Below are 20,756 nucleotides of genomic sequence, written 5' to 3'. Positions count from 1 at the left end.
CTCATAGGCAAGTTTATCAAACTTCTTGTCTTTACTCCGCCAGCCAACTATTTCTATTATGACTGCAAATAAAGGCACGCCCAATACAAATGCCCCAAAATACAAATGCATCTGGGCCAGAAACCACACAACCTTCCTTGAGTCCAAACCCATAAACTGCCGATATACATTCTCCTCAAGGGCAAAGGCTGATGAGGCAAAAACAAGCACAATGGAAAGCGCCAAAATTATTTTCTTTGACATATATCCCATCCTTCTGTAATAAATTTTCTTTCATTTCCCCAACGTCCTCATATACTTAATGACCTCTATCAATTCCTCATTCGTCATCTCCTTTTCTATTTCACACCCGCGACAGATGTCTAATTGTCCCTGAGAGTTTTTAAGGGTTTTAGTATCTGGCACATCAGCCCGCAGTTTTGGGATGCTGCTGCTATGACATTTTGCACACTTCTCGTCAAACGCCTTTTCTCCAGCCACGAGCCTTACGAACGTCAATGCATCCTTAATTTCTTCTTCGGTCAGAACATCTTTCCATGGGGGCATAAGGTTTTTGCCGTGTTTAATAGTATTAAGAAGTTCCTTATCAGGTTTCTCCATCCTCTCGCCTTTTGCAAAATTTGGCGATGCTGGCAAAATAGGATTGCCGTCTATACCATGGCATGCAGCGCACCTTTCATGGTAAATCTCTTTGCCTCTCTTTATATTGATAACACCCTTTTTACTCTCAGCTGCAAAACCACTGCCATGCCAGTTGATAAAAAGAAACAGGGCTAAAGAAAGGGTTAAGAGTTTTGACCCCCGATAGAAACACTCGGGGGCATGGTTTTGAGTTTTCATCACTCATATCCCCCATAAATAACAGACAATGCCTCTATGCAAGTCCAATGGTCATCTTTCCTGTCTTTGTCATTAAGCGTATCCAGAATAAGTCTTACTGTTTGAACCTCGTTTATATTTTTACAGGCAAAGGTTATATCCCGCCTCATATCATTAAACCTTTCATAATCATAAAGCCGTGAGACCAGAAGCAGCAATACGCTTTCATTGCCAATTTTACCAAGGGCAGTAACCGCCTCTCTCCGGACATCCTTATTTTCATCGTCAAGAAGTCTTATGAGTGAATTGACCGCTTCTTTACATCCTGCATTGCCAACAGATTTAACAGCGGCATATCTTAAAAACGGGTCTTCGCTTTCCATACAAGACATCAATAGTTCTATGCCCTTTTCGTTCTTTATATTTTTAACCGCTTCACATATCTCATTAGTTAACCCGCCTTTAGCGCCTTTTATAATCTCTCTTATTATATCCAGCCCTGCATCATTGCCCCTGTATGCAAGGGAGATTGCCGACTGTTTTTTTACATCACCATTTTCATTATTCAAAAAATCCAGAAGAATCCTCTCTGCTCCCTGCTTAATACCTGCAGGGACATGTTTAATATCTTTAAACTCTTTAAGGAGTTTTGCGATAGAAACCTTGATGTTTACATCCTCGCAGTCCAAAAGTTCCAAAACAGCATCCACTGCTATTTTTTCATCTGCCCTCTTCAGGCATTCAAATGCTGCTTGTTTAATGAGTTTGTCTGCATCCGGATCCTTTATAACTTCAAGGACAGAGTCTAATCCCTTTCTGTCTTCATTGATTTTTAACAACCGCAGAGCCTTATTTCTGACAAAGGAAGGTTTATCTTTACCACTGACGATACCAAGTATTACATCCTTTGCCCTTTCATCCTCATATCTTCCCAAAACAGAAACTATCTCACTGCATATATCCTCATCTGCATCATTTGAAATCTTAATCAGCGATTCAATGCCTTCGGGATTAGACATTTTGCCAAGAAGTTCAACTGCTATTTTCTTAACTGCGCTGCTCTTATCATTAAGCAGCGGTAGAATATGTTTTACTGCCCCCTGCTCACTGCCTGCAGGGGCAAGCCTGCTGTCCATTATCTTCGCAATTGCCTTTATAGACTCTATGCGAACCTCTTCATCTTCATCCTTGAGCAGAAGAACAAGAGGGACAATATCCCTTTCTGCGCCGAGTTTTCCTATAATCCGGACAGCGTTCACCCGGACAAGACTATCCTCATCTATCAGGGCATCAGTAAGATACTCAAGAACCTGAGGATGAGCTGCATGGGTAAATGCGCTTGCAGCCTTTCTCCTGACCGAAACATCTTTATCTTTCAGATAACTTGCCACTGCCTCAATCCCTTTTTGAGCGCCCTGCTGTATAAGGGATTTGAATATGACGCCTTGCATGCCCTCCATATCTTCGTCTTTAAGAAATCCTATAAGCGCCTGAACTGCTCCCTGCTTAATACCTGCAGGGACAGGCCTTGTATCTTTTATCCTGCCCAACGCAGAAATAGCCTTTTCCTGTATATCCCATCTGTAATCCCATGAAAGGTCTCCGAGTGCATCTGAAAGAACAGGGGTTGAGGTTATTGCATTTATAAGCGGTTCCACTGCATTTGCATCACCTGTCTTTGAAAGGGCATCTACAACAGAAACCTTTACCATGCAATCATCATCATCAAACGCCTTAATAAGATAAGGTACAGCGCTTTCATCCCCTATTTCACCAAGCGCCATAGCAGCATCGCACCGCACATCAGGATCAGGGTCATTTAGATACTTCATGAGAAAGTTTACCCCTTCATCATGCTTTAATATCCCAAGCGCCCTTGCGCCAAAACACCTTACCCTCTCATCACCGCTTTCCATAGCAGAGGCAACAGCGCAGACCGCCTCTTTTTCTAAGCAGTGCGAATACATATCAATTTTATTTTTTGCAAGTGTTGTGTTCATCCCAAAAAATGTGCGAGCCTAACAAAGATAAGGATACCAACAACGTAACTCAAACCTTTAGGTTTGATACAATCAAGGCTAAAGCCTTGAGTTACAGTTAATCACATAAAAAGCGGGCAAAGGCAGTAGCCCTTGCCCGCTTGATTCTCATCCCAACCGCTTTAGGAGGAGGGGAAGGGTGAGAAGAACAAAATCTAAAAATGAATTCCTTAATTTTGATTTTTGAGATTTGATTTTTGCATTTTTACACTATATCCCTTCTTGCAAATGTCATGGCGCGGAACTCATTCTTGTAAGGAGACTCGCCGATTTTCTTAACCTTGCCCACGCCAAGTTTATAACGATACTGGTTTGTAAGCGGATCAACCACCCTTGGCGCAAGTGAATTAGCAGGCTGTGTTGGGTGCAGGAAGTACATAAATGACACGCCCTTTTTAACAGCAGGTGTTACTATTGCCACAGCAGTAACGCTGGCGCTGGTCATCTTGATATGACCCGTCTTCACCAGGTTGCTGAATTTGGTGTCAAGGGCATTTGTCCCCATATTGGAATCCTTCCATACCGCAACCCTGTTGCTGGAAGCAGTAACCATATCCCCGCTCTCAATGCCCCTTGTCTTTGCATCGTCAGGATGGATTTCAATAAAGTTTTCAGGGAACCTCTGCGTGATATATGGTCTTCTTTCCACATCATCAAATCCTGACTGCCATATTTCGTTTACTCTGCCGTTAGTAACCCAGAGTTCATCCTCCTTTGGCTTTATAAAATCAAAGAAGTCAGAGAATACATCCCACGGCGACTTGAGCCAGTTTGCCTTTCCTGACTGGGTATTGAATGCCACAAGGTTCTTAGGGTCAATATACCTTTCTCCGAAATGGGTGTCAGGCAGTTTCCACTCAGAGTCAATAAGCCTTGCCACGCCAATAACCTTTAAGCCGTCTGCCTTAAGGTCATTGGAATCCCTCATCGCCTTTGGCATTGTGTATTCTGCGCCAGGCCTGTCATACTTGTAATCCTCATCTACTACAACAACAGGACACTGGATGCCCGTTGTGCCAAATTTGCGGATGAGGTCATGAACTTTGATTCCCTTCTTCTTTGCTATCCATGTAAGGGCATCAAAGTTATTGTCCTGACGGCCTCTGGTGAATCTGGACATCTCTGTTGCAACATCATTAGAGTCCTTCCAGTCATAGCCTTCAAACCCCATCTTCTTTGCCCACTTTGCGACTATCCACCAGTCAGGCCTTGCCTCTCCAGGCGCATCATAGAACTTCTGATAGAGTCTTAACCTTCTCTCGCCGTTTGCACGGAGAAAGTCCTCTTCTCCCCATGTGGCTGCAGGAAGGACAATATCAGCATACTTGGCGCCAACCGGGTCTCTTAGATAGATATCCTGGTCAACTACCACCATGCCGCCGCTGTCAACCCTATTTTTAAGGGTGTTTATAACATCCTCTTTTGCAAGACTCATTACCTGATTAGGATTCTGGCGGGTGAGCCTGTTGAAGCTATCCATTAGACCCTGCGACCCTGTCATAGCGCTCATCCATGTGTTTCCAACAACCCATGCAAACCGGACATGCCCTGACTCAAGCCACCTGTCCACATCAAGCGTAAGCCTTCTCCTGCCTCCGAATTTATCAGCAGACTTATTGCCGGGATAGTTTCCTCCGCCAACGCCACCCCTCTGATGTCCGCCGAACCTGCCTAACTGCCTGCCTGGTCTGTTTCCGCACCCTGTTAAGAGCGCCAAAGAGCCAAGCGACGCTGTGTTCAGATAGTTATTTGACCAGTAGTTGCCCTTTTCATAACCAAAGGAGACCTTCTTCTTACCATCAGCATTAGAAAGCATCTCAGCAGCCTTTTTAATCTTTTCAACAGATACACCTGTTATTTCTGATGCCTTATTGATCTCAATCTCCTTTTCACCCAGAAGCCATGCCTTCCAGTCATCATAACCCTTTGCAGCAAGTTTTCCCCATGTGGTTATCCACTGCCAGTGTGTGTTCCTTGTGCCTCTTCCAAAACCGGATTCTGTCTCCCACTGAGGCAAAGAGAAATTGGATGTCCAGTTCTTTATGAAATCCATATCCTCTCCCTTGTTCTCAACAATAACTCTGGCAATGGCATTATAAAGGATTGCATCTGTCCCCGGATAGACATCAAGGAATAATCCGCCGTTTGCCTCTGCATAAGCAGCGCCTGCGGTCTTTCTCGGCAGGACCATAATGACCTTCATCTTCTTTTTCTGAATCGCGGGCATTATCCATTCATTCCAGAGAATCGTCTTTGTCTCAAACGGGTCTGTGCCTGATATGAACAAAACATCTGCATTTGCCCTGTCCCAGTAACCGGGACCAAAGGTCTGAAAGCCTGCGAATGCCACGCCTGCTGATTCCTCGCCAGCCGCAGGGGAATCATGCCATGTAAATGCAGGCGTATTTATGTCTTTTAAGGCAAATCTGGTAATGGCATAGAGATTTTCCATGAACTGATAACTCATGGTCTTGCATGCCCAAGCATGTTCGCCGTGATTTTTGAGGACATGATTTGAAACCTCTGCCGCAACATCAAGGGCAAAGTCCCATGAAACAGGCATCAAGGTATCATATATCCTGACCATTGGTCTCTGGAGCCTGTCTCTTGTAGGCTTGCTAGGGTTATAGACCTTTTGTGCAATACATCCGCCTCTTATACTCCCATCGCCTGTCAGGTTGACTGCCTCTGTGCCCTCGTCAGGGACGACAATAACATGATGCGGTTTGCCGTTTGCTATTACTATATTGTGCTGATTCGGACTTACCCACCTTCCAAGCGGACCTACAGGAAAATTCTTTTTAAATGCATTTTCATTCGCCTTCTGCCCCCCTTCACTCCCTACGGGCCAGCGGTAAACCTTATATCCGCATGCCACAATGCAGTAGTCGCAGCATGTTGTAAAGATCTCTGCATTCGGCGGCGGAAGAGGAACCCTGTCTTCTGGTATATAATATGGTGTTGCCATGAATTTACACCTCCTTTTTAAATACAGGCTATGGGCAATGGGCTATAGGCTATAGGTTTTTTCTTTTGCCTATTGCCTCTCACCTATCGCCAATTGCCTGTTTTTCAAACATTGCTATTCCTTCCATAAACCAACCCTATAACCGCAGTCGCATATATGTCATCGCCTTCTGTCTCCAGCAATATCTGAGGCAGACTTTCTGTTGCATGACCGCTTATAATCATGCCGTGCCTTGTCAGGTCAAAGGTTGACTGATGGAACGGGCACTGGCCGAGGATTTTATATTCTGCCTTATATGCTGTTTCCATTGGCCCGCCCATGTGCGTGCAGACAGGGTTGAAGGCGACTACATCATTGTTTGAGCCAACACCGCCGCCTGCCGGGGTCCCAAGTTTAACAAGGATATTCCTTATATCCTGTGTCGGATATGTAAATGCAACAGGCATATCCTGTTTAAGGGCGCTGAGTTTTCCAATCTTCATCCTTGGATATTTAGATACAACCGCCTGAACCTCTTTAGTGCCTAAACCGGGTATGCCTGTAAGCATAATAGTGGCTGTGGCAGCGCCGCTTAAAAACAGAAACTCTCTGCGGGTGGTAAGACATGAGGTTAAACAATCTTTCTGATTTGTATTATCCATTTAAATTTCACCTCCCTTGTTTAAATCAGGCTATAGGTTATAGGCTATGGGCTATGGGTATTACCTATTACCTATTGCCTATTGCCCATTGCCTGTTCTATCATTATTTTTTCGGCTGCCAGTCTGCCATTGGCGCATAGTCAGGAACCTTTGGCACAGGAAGCCTGATTTCTTCTCCGCTGGTTGACAAGAGGAATTCCTTTAATGCCTCTTTTTCATCCTTTGTGAGATTCAAAGGCTTCAGGATTTTTGTCTTATTCCCCCACCTGTCCTCGCCGCCGCCCTTGTTATAGAACTCTATAACCTCATCCAGTGTAAATAACGTGCCGTTGTGCATATAAGGGGCTGTATATTTTAAATATCTGAGCGGTGCAATCCTGAACTTACCCCTATCTTCAAGTCTTTTTTGTTTAAAGTAAATGCCCAGGTCATGCTTGGATGTCCTGTAAATCTCTTCAGAGGAACCCTTTGAATAATGCTGAAACCGAACAGTTACCTGCTGGAGACCGCTTTCTTCAAATTCAGGCGCATCCGCCACGCCGATATCATAAAACTTTTCATCAGAAAGCATGGGTCCGTTATGGCATGCAATACAGTTTGCCTTGCCTTTGAATATTTCCATGCCCTTCTGTGCCTTTGAAGCGAGTGCGTTTTTATCACCTCTCATAAATTTATCAAAGGGTGTATCTGGTTGGGAGAGGTATCTTTCAAAGGCAGCTATGGCATCCCACGCATGGTCCATATTCGGCCATTCTAAACCAAAGACCTCTTTAAACCTCTTCACATATTCAGGTGAAAACCTGAGCCTTGATTCCATCATATCAGGAGAGCCGTTTCCTGCCACACCGCCGCCTGCAGCAGCAGGCGCCTGCGATTCAAGGCTTGTTGTGCCGCCTTCCCAGAAGATTTTATTAAGATAACCTGAATTTACTGCTGTCTGAGAATTCCTCCAGTGGACTGTGCCGGGATACCCTCTGCTTATCGGGTCGGCAAACCCCCATCCCTGTTTCGGGTCATGGCAGTCCGCACAAGATATACTGCCGTCGCCTGACACCTTTGGGTCAAAGAACAGGAGATAACCGAGTTCCTGCTTTTTATCCATCTTTGAAGGATAGACATTAGTCCCTGATGGGTTGTCTGTTGGTATCGGAGGATTGGATGGGAGCGCTGATAATCCTCTTGGGCTGTCGCCTGCTACAACAATGCCTGATGAGATAATAAGTAATGCTAACACTATAGTAGTGTAACTCAAGGCTTTAGCCTTGAAAAAGTCAAGCCTGAAGGCTTGAGTTACGGCTATTTTAGCAGTGAAAAATCTTTTAATGTTTTTCATTAGTTCTTCACCCCCTTCCAATTAGGGATAGGCTTGTATTCTATCTTTACACCCTTTGGCATTGGTATTGTAATTGGGTCTCCTGAAAGGCTTAACAAAAATTCCTTTAATGCCATTTTTTCATCACCGCTCAGGTTCAGCGGTTTCATTGCGGCGTCTTTCATTCCGGGTCTGTCTTCACCGCCGCCCATATTATAAAATTCAATAACATCATCAAGTGTGGCAAACATGCCGTTGTGCATATAAGGGGCTGTGTATTTAAGTTCTCTTAATGTCGGTGTGATGAATTTGCCCACATCCTTTTTGTCCTTTGATATTGTGTAATAGCCAACATCCCTTCTCCAGTTCATCCTGTTGTCAACACCCATAAACATCATGTATGCAACATAAGTAAAATGTCTCTGCGGGTCTTTGAATACCTCCGGATTTTCAGGGACGCCTGTATTGTGGGGTCGGACATCAGAGAAATAAGGACCATTGTGGCACTGGATGCACCCTGCCTTGCCTTTGAAGAGTTCCATCCCCTTCTTTGCATTATCAGAGAGGTTCCCTTTATCAAACGGAACATTCTTTGAAACAAGTGTTTCAAGGAACTGGACAATTGCATTCCTTGCGACATAATGGGTCATCTCACCCCTCTGCGATGTTCCCATGCCGCCTTTGCCCCATCCTGTTTCCTTATATGCATCATGTGTAAGGGCAACAATCTTTTCATCCTGCTTAAATCTTTCCTGCATAATCTGCATATCCATATTCATGTTCATTGAATCTGTAATCATGTCCCGCAGCATGTCGTCCAGGTCGTCAAGCCTTCCATCCGAACCATAAGCCTTTCCCTTATAAACAATATTCAATAACGTTGACGCATTCCTCCAGTGTTTTGAACCGGGGTATGCATCAGAGAGCGGCATCCTTGTTGTCCACCCTTGCTCAGAGTTGTGGCAAGATGCGCAGCTCAAGGCAGCATCCCCTGATACCCTTGCATCAAAAAACAATGCCTTGCCGAGTTCCGCCTTCTTTGGGTCCGGAGCCTTCCTTTCAGGCAGTGGACCAATGGCAGGATACTCTGCAGCATTAGCAGATGCAGGGATGTAGAGGGAAAATGCCGCAGCAAACAAAACGCACAGCAAAATACCTTTTTTCATACACCCTCCTTTCCTTTTATAGTTTTGGACTTATATGTAAACACCTCTCAGCCCTCGACCTTTCCATCCTCCCATCCTGTCCATCTCTGCCCTGGATTTAGGATGGAAAAGGATGAGAAGATGATTAAGGTTGGGGAGGAGGTGAACCTCCATTATTTTGAAAACTCAAAATTCACTTCTGCCACACCTTTTGCAGATACAGTCGCCTTTCCCTCTTTCAGTCCAAATCTTGGGTGCCATGCCTTGACAGTGTATGTTCCGGGCGGGACATCCTTGATTGTAAATGAACCGTCTTCGCCAACAACCTCTGCATAAGGATGTTCAGGCGCGAGCATAAAACCAAACATAAAATTATGCGCCTCGCAGTTAATGGAAATATATGGCGACCGCCTTGGTTTAAGTTCTTTTTCAATATCTCCCGGGTCAGGCTGTCCAAAGTTAAAGATAACCTTTTTGACTGCGCTTCCGCTTTCAACGCCAATCATCTCCCTTGTGTTGATATTGTGGAGCACACCGTTATCGCTGTTTCGTATGGTAATATTGCCGGGTCTTATCACCTGCGCCCATGGATGGAAACGGCATCCCTTCTGTTCTATAAGATACTTGCCATCTTTTGGCGATGACCACTTTTTGCCTTCTGTAATACCTTCAATAAACACAAATGCGCCTCTGAGTGCATTGCCCTTTACATCTATCCACACAACCTCCCTTTCCCCTGTGCCGCACACATCCGTATTCTTTGTAATCGTAATCTTTTCAACGGCATCAGCAGGCAGCGTCCCTTTAAATGTAACCTTGCCCTTTACTGCCCCTCCATTGGATATTGAAACCTCCTTGTACTCAGCAAATGCATTAACTGTAAAAAACAGACTTAATACAAAGGTAATAAAAAGAATGCGCCTCACTTCCAGCCCTCCTTATTTTTGGTTTTTTAAGGTATTAACAGCAAAAGGTATGCCAATTGGATTTTTGCTCTGATTTCAAGAGGTTAAATATCTTAATGTATGGATTGTATAAACTTCTGATAAGTTTTTTATCAGGATGGCGGTAGAAATATTACCAGTTTAAAGAAAGGAGGCTATCAGTTCTCAATCGCATATTTTTTGAGTTTTTCTCTTAATGTAAGGCGGGAGATGCCAAGGATCTTTGATGCGAGGGTTTTATTGTCGTTTGTATTTTTGATGACATGCATAATATGTATCTTTTCCATCTGCTTAAGGGTCATACGGATATCCTTGTCCTGCAAATCTTCTTTTATAAGGACGGGGTAAAGATGGGATGATTCCGCAGGCTCAACAAGTTCACTCGGCAGGTGTTCAGGCAGTATCTCATCTCCATTGGCAAGTATCATTGCCCTTTCTACGATATTCTTGAGTTCCCTCACATTCCCGGGCCATGAATATCTCAAAAGGAGATTATGACATTGCGTGGAGAGTTTTTTAATACCCTCTCCAAAACCCCTGCTGTTCATTCGTATAAAATGTTCAGCAATGGGTATGATATCTTCTTTTCTTTCCCGAAGCGGCGGTATGTTTATCACCATTACCTTTAACCTGTAGTAAAGGTCTTCTCTGAACTTTTTTTCCTTAACCAGTGTTTCAAGGTCTTTGTTTGTAGCAGCAATCACCCTTACATCTACATTTATATCACGGGTGCCTCCGACCTTGCGGAAGGTCTGTCCCTCTAAAACCTGAAGGAGTTTTGGCTGGAGTCTTATATCCATATCCCCTATTTCATCAAGGAAGATAGTCCCTCCATCTGCCAGTTCAAACAACCCCTTTTTGCTCTGTTTGGCATCTGTAAATGCACCTTTTTCATAACCGAACATCTCTGTTTCAAGAAGATTATCTGGTATTGAACTGCAGTTAATCTTTATAAACGGTCCTTTTCTTACACTGCTTGAAGAATGGATGGCATTTGCTATAACTCCTTTGCCAGTGCCTGTTTCTCCGCGGATAAGGACAGAGGTTTTAGGTGCCTTTGCAACTGATGCAACAAGTTCCATTATGCCCTTAAACCCTGAACTCTTCCCTATAGCCTGATAACCACTTTCATCCCCTTTTTGATAACGGAGTATCTCTACCAGAGACTTAAGTCTTTTGGTTTCAACTGCCTTATCAACAAGCATCTTTAGTTCATCAAGTTCAAAAGGCTTGTTTATGTAATCATAGGCGCCTGCCTTCATAGCAGAGATAGCGGTTTTTATTTCAGGGTATGCTGTAACAACTATTACAATCACATCCTCGTCTATCTCATGCATAGATTTTAAAACATTAAGCCCGTTCATATCAGGGAGTCTTACATCAAGCAAAGAAATATCTATCTTTCTGGTTTTGACAAAGTCTATAGCATCAGCGCCTCTTTCAACAGAAAAGACCTTAAACCCCCTTTTTATAAAGACTTCGGAGAGGGTCTTTCTTAAGACTTCATCATCTTCTACAATCAAAAGTGCGGGGGTCATTGGTATTTTCATGATTGCAATACCTGTGCCATATCCTTTGTTTTAACAGGGAGGGTTATTTCAAAGGTAGTTCCATTGCCAAAATGGCTGGTCACCTTTATATCACCGCTGTGCTCCTTTATAATCCTGTGGATAATGGACAAACCAAGACCTGTGCCTGTGGGTTTAGTTGTAAAAAACGGGTCAAATATCTTATTGATATTCTCTTCAGGTATGCCTGGACCGTTATCAGAAACAAAAACCTTTACTGAGGATGGATTCTGGTGTATTGCTGATACAGAGATATTGCCGCCGTGCTCCATTGCCTGAACAGCATTCAGAAAAAGGTTCATAAATATCTGCTTTAGATGGGCAGAATCCATCATTACATCAGGAATTGATTTATCCAGTTTACTAATAATCCGCACATCCCTTTTAACCGCCTCATTCTTTATGAGAAATATGACATCGTTTAACACATGGTCAATCCTGCAGTTTGCAGAGCGCCTGACACCCGGGTTGGCAAATGCTGAAAAGGTCTTGAGAAAAAGGGCAAGCCTGTCAACCTCTTTTAATATCCTTTTCATATATTTTCTTTGTGCCCCCTTAAAAGGCGAGTCTTCATCCATTGCCTGTATAACAGTCTTTATGGCAGCAAGGGGATTTCCGATCTCGTGGGCAATGCCAGCTGAAAGTTCGCCAAGTGACACAAGTTTATCTGCCTGAAATAACTGCCTCTCCATGGTCATCCTATCTTCCAGAAGTTTGTGCCTCTCGGTAATATCCCTTATTACCATCATTGAAGCAACTTTTTTGCCGCCGTCGCCATTTATCACAGATACGCCCACCTCAAGCAATTTTGAATCTATAGAGGTAGTCATAACACTTGGGTATATTCCGCCCCTTTTACCGAGAACATCCCTTACCTTTTCAGGATTTTTGTGACAGTTAAATATATCCTTTCCAAGCATGCTGCTTCCCTTCACACCAAGGATAGACTCGGCTGCCGGATTAAGGATGATAATCTTATCTTCTTCATCCGCCACCACAATCCCTTCTGTTGCGCATATCAGGATATTTTCAAGTTTGCTCTTTTCTATCTCAAGTTCATTAGTCCTTTTCTCCACCTCTCTTTTAAGTTCCTCATTCCATTTCTCCATCCTTTGTCTGGATGCCTTGAGTCCTTCTCCCATTTCGTTGAATCTATCTGAAAGTTCCTCTATCTCATCCCCTGTCTTTATATCCAGTCTATGCTCAAAATCCCCTTCTGCTATCCATTCCACGCCCTGATGGAGTTTAAGTATTGGTTCTGTCAGCCGTTTTGCCATTAGTAAACCAATTACCAATGCAAAAGAAACAGCAACAAAACCTATTATTATGAATATGACTTCAAGTCTTGAAATTGCGGCAAAGATGATGCCCTTTGGATATACCAGTGCAAGCATCCAGTATCTGTGAGATGTATTATCACCTGCAAAGATTGGGGCGTATGATATTATGTCTTTGCCTGTCTTCATTGTGCCTTTGTTTCCTGACAGGATACTTTGCACCACACTGCCTGAATACCCTTTCTTAAAATCTTCAATAGAACCGGGATTAAAGGATTCGCCTTCCAGACGCTGGCTGTTAAGGTGGGAGATGTAAAGACCTTCTATGTCCACAAGGAATGTTGTCCCGCCTTTTGTAATATTTAGAGACTGCATCTGCTGGATTAAATAACTTGCATAGAGGTTTATGATTACTATACCCTTTTTCCTGCCTAAAGAATCAAATACAGGCGTGGCAAACCTGACCACTGGTTTGTACGGAACTTCCACCACGCCCCTCTCTATATTTAAATCCATCTGTGAAACATAGCACTTGTCTATAGAATACTTCATTGCTTCAGCAACATAATACCTATTCCCTTTATACTGCAAATCTCCGGCAGGTATTGCTGTAGAAATATTCTTCTGATAATCCACCCGGATAATCTCGTAGCCTTTTTCATTTATATATCTGATTTGATAATAGTATGGATGGGTCTTTGAAAATGCCATAAACTCATCCTCAACCCTCTTTCTTAAGTGCTCAAATGCATTATTTCCTTCGGACTTGTTAAGGTCTATAAGTTTTTTAAGGGCTATGGACTTGCTTAAAAACAGGGTGTCCATATGGACACTTCTTAAAAACTTTTCTATATCCTCTGCCTTTGAGGATAATTCATACTCAAGATGATGGAGGGTTGTGTCTTCAAGGACATTAACAGAATAGTAAACACCATATGTCCCTGCAATTAACAATGGGACAACAGCAAATATAAGAAGGGCTGTTACAAACTTTGCCTTTATGCCTTTTAACCGATGGAATAAGACTTTTGACATGGAGGTTCAAAGGGGGTCAAATCTTTTCGGTCTGTTGCCCAAACGCATTTTTTGGAAAAGTGATTTATTTAAGCAGCGTCCCCTTTTCCTCTATTATGAATGCCTGTGTTTTTTCTGCTCTTGTCCCTTAATATATAAATATAGGACTAACAATGCAATAATACCGCCTCCAAAGAGGATAATTGCGCTAATTGTCATATTATCCATTGCCTTCCTCCTTTATCCGCTCTATTTTTATAGCGAGCCAAAAAGCCAATATTGAAAATATAGATCCTGCGCCCATAAATACCCAGTTAAATTTTTCAGAAATGAATTGCCCCACTACTAATGCTGTAAAGGTATACTTCCCAATATCATAAATTGCCTTCGCAAGATTCTCGTATTTCTTCATAATGCAAACATAACACCCCACCAAAAAGTTGTCAACGCAAATCAATATGAATCTTCAATCCACACAATAAAAAAAGGCAGGTTTTTCAACCTGCCTTTTTTTTAAATCATGCGATAAATCGCACCGCTACATTATTAACATTAAAAATCCCATTTGAGCTTTGCCATATATTCAGCAATTGTATCGTCTGATGCTAAGGTGCTGGCTGTTGACAAAGTCCAGCCTTTTTCATCAGGTATAAACCATGCGCCTGAAAGTGTTAGATTAAGACCCTTTGCCAGATTATGGGTAATCGCTATATCCAACTCCTGTCCTAAATTATCACTCTGATAAGTGCTAGAGGCTACGCCTGTAGTCTCATCAGTAAGGGAGAAGGTTGCTCCAGTAATATTGAGTGTGGTCTTGTCTGTTAACTTATATGCTGCCTTTAAAGCAAGCATGGTTAAATTGCCAATGCCCCCAGCCTGTGAACGGGCAGCATGAGAAAGCTGGGCGCCGCCCTCTGCTGCATCGCCGTGGTCAAGGAAGATGGCAGTATGGGTATATGATGGTGATGGGGATGTGAACTCTTCAAGGTCAGTATCCGTAGAAGTCTTATTATCATCACCACTACCAACACCAAGTATTGCTGTTAAGCTAAGCGGCGGTCCGCCTGCCTTTGCAAAATCATAACTTGCCCTGACATCAAAGGCATGTGCCTTATAATTATAAGATGTGATAACACCAGATGCATTGCTGTCTTTATCGCCAAACTTATAGGCACCTGTAAGACTTGCACTCCAAGCACCTTGTGCGGCATTGATTGTTCCAGCGAGCCACATTGGTCTATCTTCTACATATGTGTTAGCAGTAGTAGCGCTGTCATTCAACACATTGTAGTAAAAACCAACTGCGCCACTATACATAGAGCCTTTAGGGGCATAGTTGCCAATAAGCCTATAACCAATACCACTAATATTATCATAACTACCAGCAGCACTGCTATTAAGGTCAACAATAATGCCAACAAGTTTAAGGTCATTATTTACCGGTATAGTTACAGTAAGCGCCTCTTTAACATCCATAAACATGATTTCTCCTAATGTGTATGGACTTGCTGCCCAGTACTTACCTACCATAACACTTGCACCGCCTATCGGGAATTTGAGAAACATCTCACGATTCCATGCGCTTGATGTCTGACTATCACCCCAGTTATAGTTTCCTGAGTTGATTTGCAATCTTCCCATAACAGGTCCTTCTGATACATCTAAATTCAGCCTGAATCTGTGGTCAACATAAGATATTGAATCGTCAGCGCCACTTGTATGAAGGGTGCTTTGACTGGCTGTTGTCATATTCTCAATACCAAATGCCCTTACCCTGTAATGACCGCTGGTTTTCAACTCAGCAGCATATGAAGGCGCTGTCAACAGGACAGCAACTGCAACTGCAACTAATAAAACTAAAAGTCTCTTCATTATTCTCCTCCTTTATTAAGAATTATTGTTTGTTAAATACGCCCAATAAATTGGGCAATTACCATTGTGGCCTGCCGATTTATCGGCGTCTTCTTAAAGAGCAGGTTGTGATGCCCTCATCACAATTTTAAAGCGCATTCGGGGAATGCACCCTACCTTTTGCAGGGTATCTTTATACGCAACCTATAAGGTTGCGGCTACCATTTATTCCCTACAAAATTTTTAACATCACCTCCCTCTCATGTTAAGATAAGGTTCAAGGATTTATGCAGCCCTCCCTCCCTTGAATCCTTTTAATATTTTTGCCTTTTTTAACACCCCAGAAAGGACTTGTCAAGCATTTTTTTATATATTATATCAGCATTATTATAATTATTGGGAAAGCAAACACTATGCCAAGTATATGCAGTGATTATTTTTTAGCAATATCAATAGGATTTAGCACATCTGTTTTACAGAGGGTGGTATTATTATGTATCTAAAATACACTAATCACATAAACCCTTCTCATTTTTGCAACAGGATTGTGGGGATTTAAAATCTGTCCCCAGTTTTTGGGAACCTATACGAAATCTGCAAACACTGTATCTGACAAAACAGCCCCTTTGTCAGTAAGCCGTATAACCTCTTTGTCATTCTCCAACAAATTTTCTTGTCTTAACTTGCTAATAACCGCCTGATATTTATCTTCCGGAAACAAACCAAACTTATTATAAAAATCTTTTTTATTTATGCCTTTTGTCTGCCTCAAGCCAAGAAAGAGATATTCTACCACTGCCTGCTGTTTTGTAAGCGCCTCCATACCTGATGTTCCCCTTCCCAATCTTTTAACCTTATTCATATATGAAGATATATCCTCCTCGTTCCATACCCTTTTACCCCATCCTATATCAGAAAGATATGAGTGCGCCCCTGCACCGAGCCCGATATAGTCAAGTCCCTGCCAGTATCTCAAGTTATGCCTTGATTCATAATCTGGCAAAGACATATTAGATATCTCATAAAGGCTATAACCTGCCTCTTTCAGCCTTGCAGTTGCCAAAATATACATTGAAAGATATATCTCTTCATCAGGCAGTTTCAGGTCTCCTTTTTGGGATAGATTGTAAAACTCCGCCCCCTCCTCAATTGTAAGTCCGTAAATAGAGATATGTTCAGGTCTTAATTTGACTGCTGTTTCAATATCATAAAGCCACATATCCATAGACTGACCCGGCACACCAAAGATTAAATCTATGCTGATATTTCTAAAACCAGCATCCCTTGCATATTCACAGGCATTTAATCCATCTCTGGCATTGTGGATTCTGCCAAGTTTGTTCAAGATATTGTTGTTAAACGATTGAACCCCAATGCTTATGCGATTTATCCCATAGTCCTTGTATCTTTTAAACCTATCTTTGTTAGCGGCAGCAGGGTTTATTTCAATTGTAATCTCTGCATTATCTTTTAACATGAAATGCCCCTTAACAGCGTCCAGCAGATTTCCAATATACTTGGGCGCAATGATAGACGGCGTGCCTCCGCCTATATAAATAGTCTCAAGGGTTTTTGAAGCAGCCGATTTTTTTACTACGGATTCTAATTCGGCAATAAGGGCATGGGTATAATCTTTTTCAGGGATTATCTTTAAGGCAGATGAATTAAAATTACAATAGGGGCATTTCTTTTTACAGAATGGGATATGGATGTATATCCCTGTTGTATCTTCTGCATTCAATCCACACCCCATATCTTCTTGAATATATCCCATGGCGTTATGATGCCAATAACCATTTCTTGATTATCAACAACATATATGCACTCCTGAGGTTTTTCCGCATTTACAAATATGGTTGCAACCTCAAATACAGTGGCATCAGGCAATACCTTTATAAAATCATCACTCATAACATCATAGATATTCTTGCCTCCAAGTTCCCTTGCCTTTTCATATAATTGCGGAAGGTCAGGGGCAAACCTCACATCTTTTAAAAGTCCATCTGTTATATATTTTGGCAGTATCAACTGAACAAGTTTTTTTGCCCTGAATACCCCGACAATCTTCTTATGTTCATCAATAACCGGGGACTGTCTGATTCGATTTTCAGTCAAAATCTTAATGCCCTCTTTTACAGTCATTTCCTTTTGCAAGGTAATCACACCTGTTGTCATTATGTGTGCAGCAATCATTTTTTATGCCCTCCCAATTGTAGTTGCCCAATTTATTGGGCATATTCTCTCAAACCTAAAGGTTTGAGTTACAGTCGCCGATAAATATTCTCTCAAACCTAAAGGTTTGAGTTACAGCCTTGAAAAACTCAAACCTGAAGGTTTGAGTTACAAGAGCCGATAAATATTCTCTCAAACCTAAAGGTTTGAGTTACAGTCGCCGATAAATATTCTCTCAAACCTAAAGGTTTGAGTTACAAGAGCCGATAAGTCGGCTGGCTACAGATAAAAAAGATACAAATATATTGTTGATATTATAATAGAAATAAGCATCAATGGAAACGCCATCTTCATATATTCAATAAAATTAAAAGGCCTTCCTGCCCTGTCTGATATGCCTGCAACAACAACATTTGCAGAGGCACCAATTATTGTCCCGTTTCCGCCAAGGCATGCGCCCAGAGAAAGCGCCCACCAAAGCGGCATAATTGCATCATGCCCGCCCATCTGGACGCCAACCTCTTTTATAAGGGGCAGCATGGTCGCAACAAAAGGTATGTTGTCTATAAATGCAGATGCAATTGCAGATACCCATAATATGCTCAAAACCATTACCGTCTTATTGCCTGCTGTTATATCCATAATGCCTTTTGCAAGCATTGATATTAGACCTACCTCCTCAATACCCTTTACAACAATAAACAGACCTGTAAAAAAGAATATGGTTGTCCACTCAACCTTTGTTGAGATTTCATGCACATCATCCCCTGTCAAAAATAAAAGAACCCCTGCGCCAAGCGAGGCAATTGTCGCAGGCTCAAGGTGCAGTTGCCTCTGAAATAAAAACCCGCTTACAACAAGGGCAAGCACAACAAGACATTTTCTTAAAAGCGCCCAATCCTTTATGGCATCCAATTCATTGAATGCCATAATCCTTTGCTGGACATCATCATCAACCTTTAACCTTCTGCCGTAGATAAAATAAAACGGGACAAGTGTTGCTGCCATTATAACAATAATAGGAGGGGTTAAATTTCTTACAAAGTCCATAAAACTTAAATTTGCCGCGCTCCCTATCATTATGTTTGGCGGGTCGCCGATAAGTGTTGCTGTTCCGCCTATGTTTGACGCAAATATCTCAACAAATAAAAACGGGTAGAAATCTATCTTCATCTCCTCTGCAAAGAGTATTGTCAAAGGCGCCATCAAAAGGACTGTTGTAACATTGTCTAAGAATGCGGATGTAACAGCAGTAACAACAGCAAGCATTACCAATAACCACCATGGATTGCCTTTTGCCACCTTTGCTGATTTTATTGCAAGGTATTGAAACATCCCTGTCCTCTGGCAAACCGCAACAATTACCATCATGCCGATTAGAAGCCCGATTGTGTTAAAATCAACGCCGCGAATAGCCTGTTCCTGATTCAAGACACCGAGAATGACCAAAATACATGCGCCAAGAAGCGCAACAACAGCACGGTTAATCTTATCCAATATAAGAACGCCGTAAACGGCAAGAAAGACAATGGATGCAATTAGGAAATGGTTGTTCATTGTAAAATCAAAATTTAAAATGCAAAAAACAAAATGACAAATCAAAATCTAAAAATAAAACACCTTAATTTTGACTTTTGATATTTGATATTTGATTTTTCTCCTATAGGTATCTCAACCAAATATACACAGTTGATATAACAATGGATATTAACATTAAAGGAAAGGCAAGGGCCATAAATTTAAAAAACCTTATTGGATAGCCTGCCCTTTCTGAAAAGCCTGCAACAATCACATTTGCAAATGCGCCGATTATTGTTCCATTCCCGCCAAGACATGCGCCTAAAGATAATGCCCACCAGAGCGGCAGGATTTTATCTGCCCCGCCCATTTCAGCGCCCATCTCCTTTATCATAGGTATCATGGTTGCAACAAACGGTATATTGTCAACGATCGCAGATGCAATTGCAGAAACCCATAATATGAGAAGCGCTGTATCTGCTAAATTACCGCCAGTAAGATGAACCATATTTTCTGCAAGAAGTTTTATAATACCTGTCTCCACAAGACCTTTTACAACTATAAATAGTCCTGTAAAGAAAAATATTGTCCCCCATTCTACTTGACCAAACACCTCATGGACATTTATGTTTGTAATCATTAAAAGAATCGCTGCGCCGAATAAGGCAATTGTTGCAGACTCCAGATGCAGCAAGCCGTGAAAGAAAAATCCTAAAATGACAATGCCAAGCACAAAAAGACATTTCTTTAAAAGTTTTGAATCTGTTATTGCCTCTTCCTCTTTAAATTCCATAATCCTTTTTTTGTCTTCATCTGAAACCTTCATATGCCTGCCGTATATAAATTTTAAAGGCAGGAGAGTTGCAAAAATAATTATAGGAATAACCGGCGCGACATTTATTACAAAGTCCATAAATGTAAGCCCAACAGCGCTGCCTATCATTATATTTGGAGGGTCTCCGATGAGTGTCGCTGTTCCGCCGATATTGCTTGCAAATATCTGCGTAAAAAGAAATGGATATGGATTCAATTTGAGTTGATCTGTTATAACGAGTGTTACAGGGACTATTAAAAGCACTGTTGTAACATTGTCAAGCAATGCTGAAAGGACCGCAGTCACAACAGAAAGCATTACAAGCACTCTCCACGGCTCGCCTTGGACAGCCTTGGCGGATTTTATTGCAAGATACTGAAACATCCCTGTCTTCTGGGAAATGGCAACTATGAGCATCATGCCGATAAGAAGACCGATGGTATTAAAATCAACACCGTGAATCGCCTGTTCCTGATTGAGGACACCCAGAAAGATAAGGACGCATGCACCAAGAAGAGAGACAACAGCCCTGTTAAACTTCTCAAGGACAAGGACAGCATAAACCCCTGCAAATACAAGGGCTGCCAGAAGCATGTGGCTGTTATCAAGCATCAGGTTTCACCTTTTAGAGTATCGCGGTTGAACCTACCAATTAAAAGAGGCAAGATTTTTAA

The 20,756-nt window shown here is 42.1% G+C and carries 16 protein-coding genes; all 16 read right to left on the bottom strand.

All coding sequences use genetic code 11. The features are described 5' to 3' along the window. On the bottom strand, positions 1 to 243 hold a 243-nt coding region (locus HZC45_08070; GenBank protein ID MBI5683103.1), incomplete at its 3' end, for a hypothetical protein. A gap of 30 nt (positions 244 to 273) precedes the next feature. Continuing rightward, the gene (locus HZC45_08065) at positions 274 to 840 is read right to left on the bottom strand and encodes a cytochrome c (protein MBI5683102.1); all 567 of its coding nucleotides are present in this window, start codon (positions 838 to 840) and stop codon (positions 274 to 276) included. Continuing rightward, on the bottom strand, positions 840 to 2,819 hold the full coding sequence (locus HZC45_08060; GenBank protein ID MBI5683101.1) for a HEAT repeat domain-containing protein: 1,980 nt from the start codon (positions 2,817 to 2,819) through the stop codon (positions 840 to 842). The genes HZC45_08065 and HZC45_08060 overlap by 1 nt, the downstream gene beginning before the upstream one ends. A gap of 244 nt (positions 2,820 to 3,063) precedes the next feature. After that, complete coding sequence (locus HZC45_08055; GenBank protein MBI5683100.1) at positions 3,064 to 5,826, bottom strand: molybdopterin-dependent oxidoreductase; 2,763 nt, start codon at positions 5,824 to 5,826, stop codon at positions 3,064 to 3,066. A 104-nt stretch (positions 5,827 to 5,930) separates the two neighbouring features. After that, on the bottom strand, positions 5,931 to 6,467 hold the full coding sequence (locus HZC45_08050) for an arsenate reductase (azurin) small subunit (protein ID MBI5683099.1): 537 nt from the start codon (positions 6,465 to 6,467) through the stop codon (positions 5,931 to 5,933). Between the two features lie 103 nt (positions 6,468 to 6,570). Continuing rightward, on the bottom strand, positions 6,571 to 7,800 hold the full coding sequence (locus tag HZC45_08045; GenBank protein ID MBI5683098.1) for a cytochrome-c peroxidase: 1,230 nt from the start codon (positions 7,798 to 7,800) through the stop codon (positions 6,571 to 6,573). Then, positions 7,800 to 8,945, bottom strand: coding sequence for a photosynthetic protein synthase I (locus HZC45_08040; GenBank protein ID MBI5683097.1), 1,146 nt, complete (start codon positions 8,943 to 8,945; stop codon positions 7,800 to 7,802). The genes HZC45_08045 and HZC45_08040 overlap by 1 nt, the downstream gene beginning before the upstream one ends. 152 nt (positions 8,946 to 9,097) lie before the next feature. After that, entirely contained in the window at positions 9,098 to 9,850 is a 753-nt protein-coding gene (locus HZC45_08035; GenBank protein MBI5683096.1) for a hypothetical protein, read from the bottom strand. A gap of 176 nt (positions 9,851 to 10,026) precedes the next feature. Beyond that, positions 10,027 to 11,418, bottom strand: a complete 1,392-nt coding sequence (locus HZC45_08030; protein ID MBI5683095.1) for a sigma-54-dependent Fis family transcriptional regulator — start codon at positions 11,416 to 11,418, stop codon at positions 10,027 to 10,029. After that, positions 11,415 to 13,748, bottom strand: a complete 2,334-nt coding sequence (locus HZC45_08025; GenBank protein MBI5683094.1) for a HAMP domain-containing protein — start codon at positions 13,746 to 13,748, stop codon at positions 11,415 to 11,417. The genes HZC45_08030 and HZC45_08025 overlap by 4 nt, the downstream gene beginning before the upstream one ends. A 199-nt stretch (positions 13,749 to 13,947) precedes the next feature. Beyond that, positions 13,948 to 14,139, bottom strand: a complete 192-nt coding sequence (locus HZC45_08020; protein MBI5683093.1) for a hypothetical protein — start codon at positions 14,137 to 14,139, stop codon at positions 13,948 to 13,950. 140 nt (positions 14,140 to 14,279) lie between these two features. Further along, positions 14,280 to 15,599, bottom strand: a complete 1,320-nt coding sequence (locus tag HZC45_08015; protein ID MBI5683092.1) for a hypothetical protein — start codon at positions 15,597 to 15,599, stop codon at positions 14,280 to 14,282. A gap of 562 nt (positions 15,600 to 16,161) precedes the next feature. Then, entirely contained in the window at positions 16,162 to 17,352 is a 1,191-nt protein-coding gene (gene hemW / locus HZC45_08010; GenBank protein ID MBI5683091.1) for a radical SAM family heme chaperone HemW, read from the bottom strand. Next, on the bottom strand, positions 17,316 to 17,771 hold the full coding sequence (locus HZC45_08005; protein ID MBI5683090.1) for a CBS domain-containing protein: 456 nt from the start codon (positions 17,769 to 17,771) through the stop codon (positions 17,316 to 17,318). Before HZC45_08005 ends, hemW begins: the two co-directional genes overlap by 37 nt. Positions 17,772 to 18,029: 258 nt before the next feature. Next, positions 18,030 to 19,307, bottom strand: a complete 1,278-nt coding sequence (locus tag HZC45_08000) for an ArsB/NhaD family transporter (protein MBI5683089.1) — start codon at positions 19,305 to 19,307, stop codon at positions 18,030 to 18,032. A 103-nt stretch (positions 19,308 to 19,410) separates the two neighbouring features. Then, the gene (locus HZC45_07995) at positions 19,411 to 20,694 is read right to left on the bottom strand and encodes an ArsB/NhaD family transporter (GenBank protein MBI5683088.1); all 1,284 of its coding nucleotides are present in this window, start codon (positions 20,692 to 20,694) and stop codon (positions 19,411 to 19,413) included. Positions 20,695 to 20,756 lie beyond the last annotated feature (62 nt).

The organism is Deltaproteobacteria bacterium, assembly GCA_016223005.1.
Lineage (GTDB): Bacteria > Desulfobacterota > GWC2-55-46 > UBA9637 > GWC2-42-11 > JACRPW01.
This window is presented reverse-complemented; position numbering and strand designations above follow the sequence as displayed.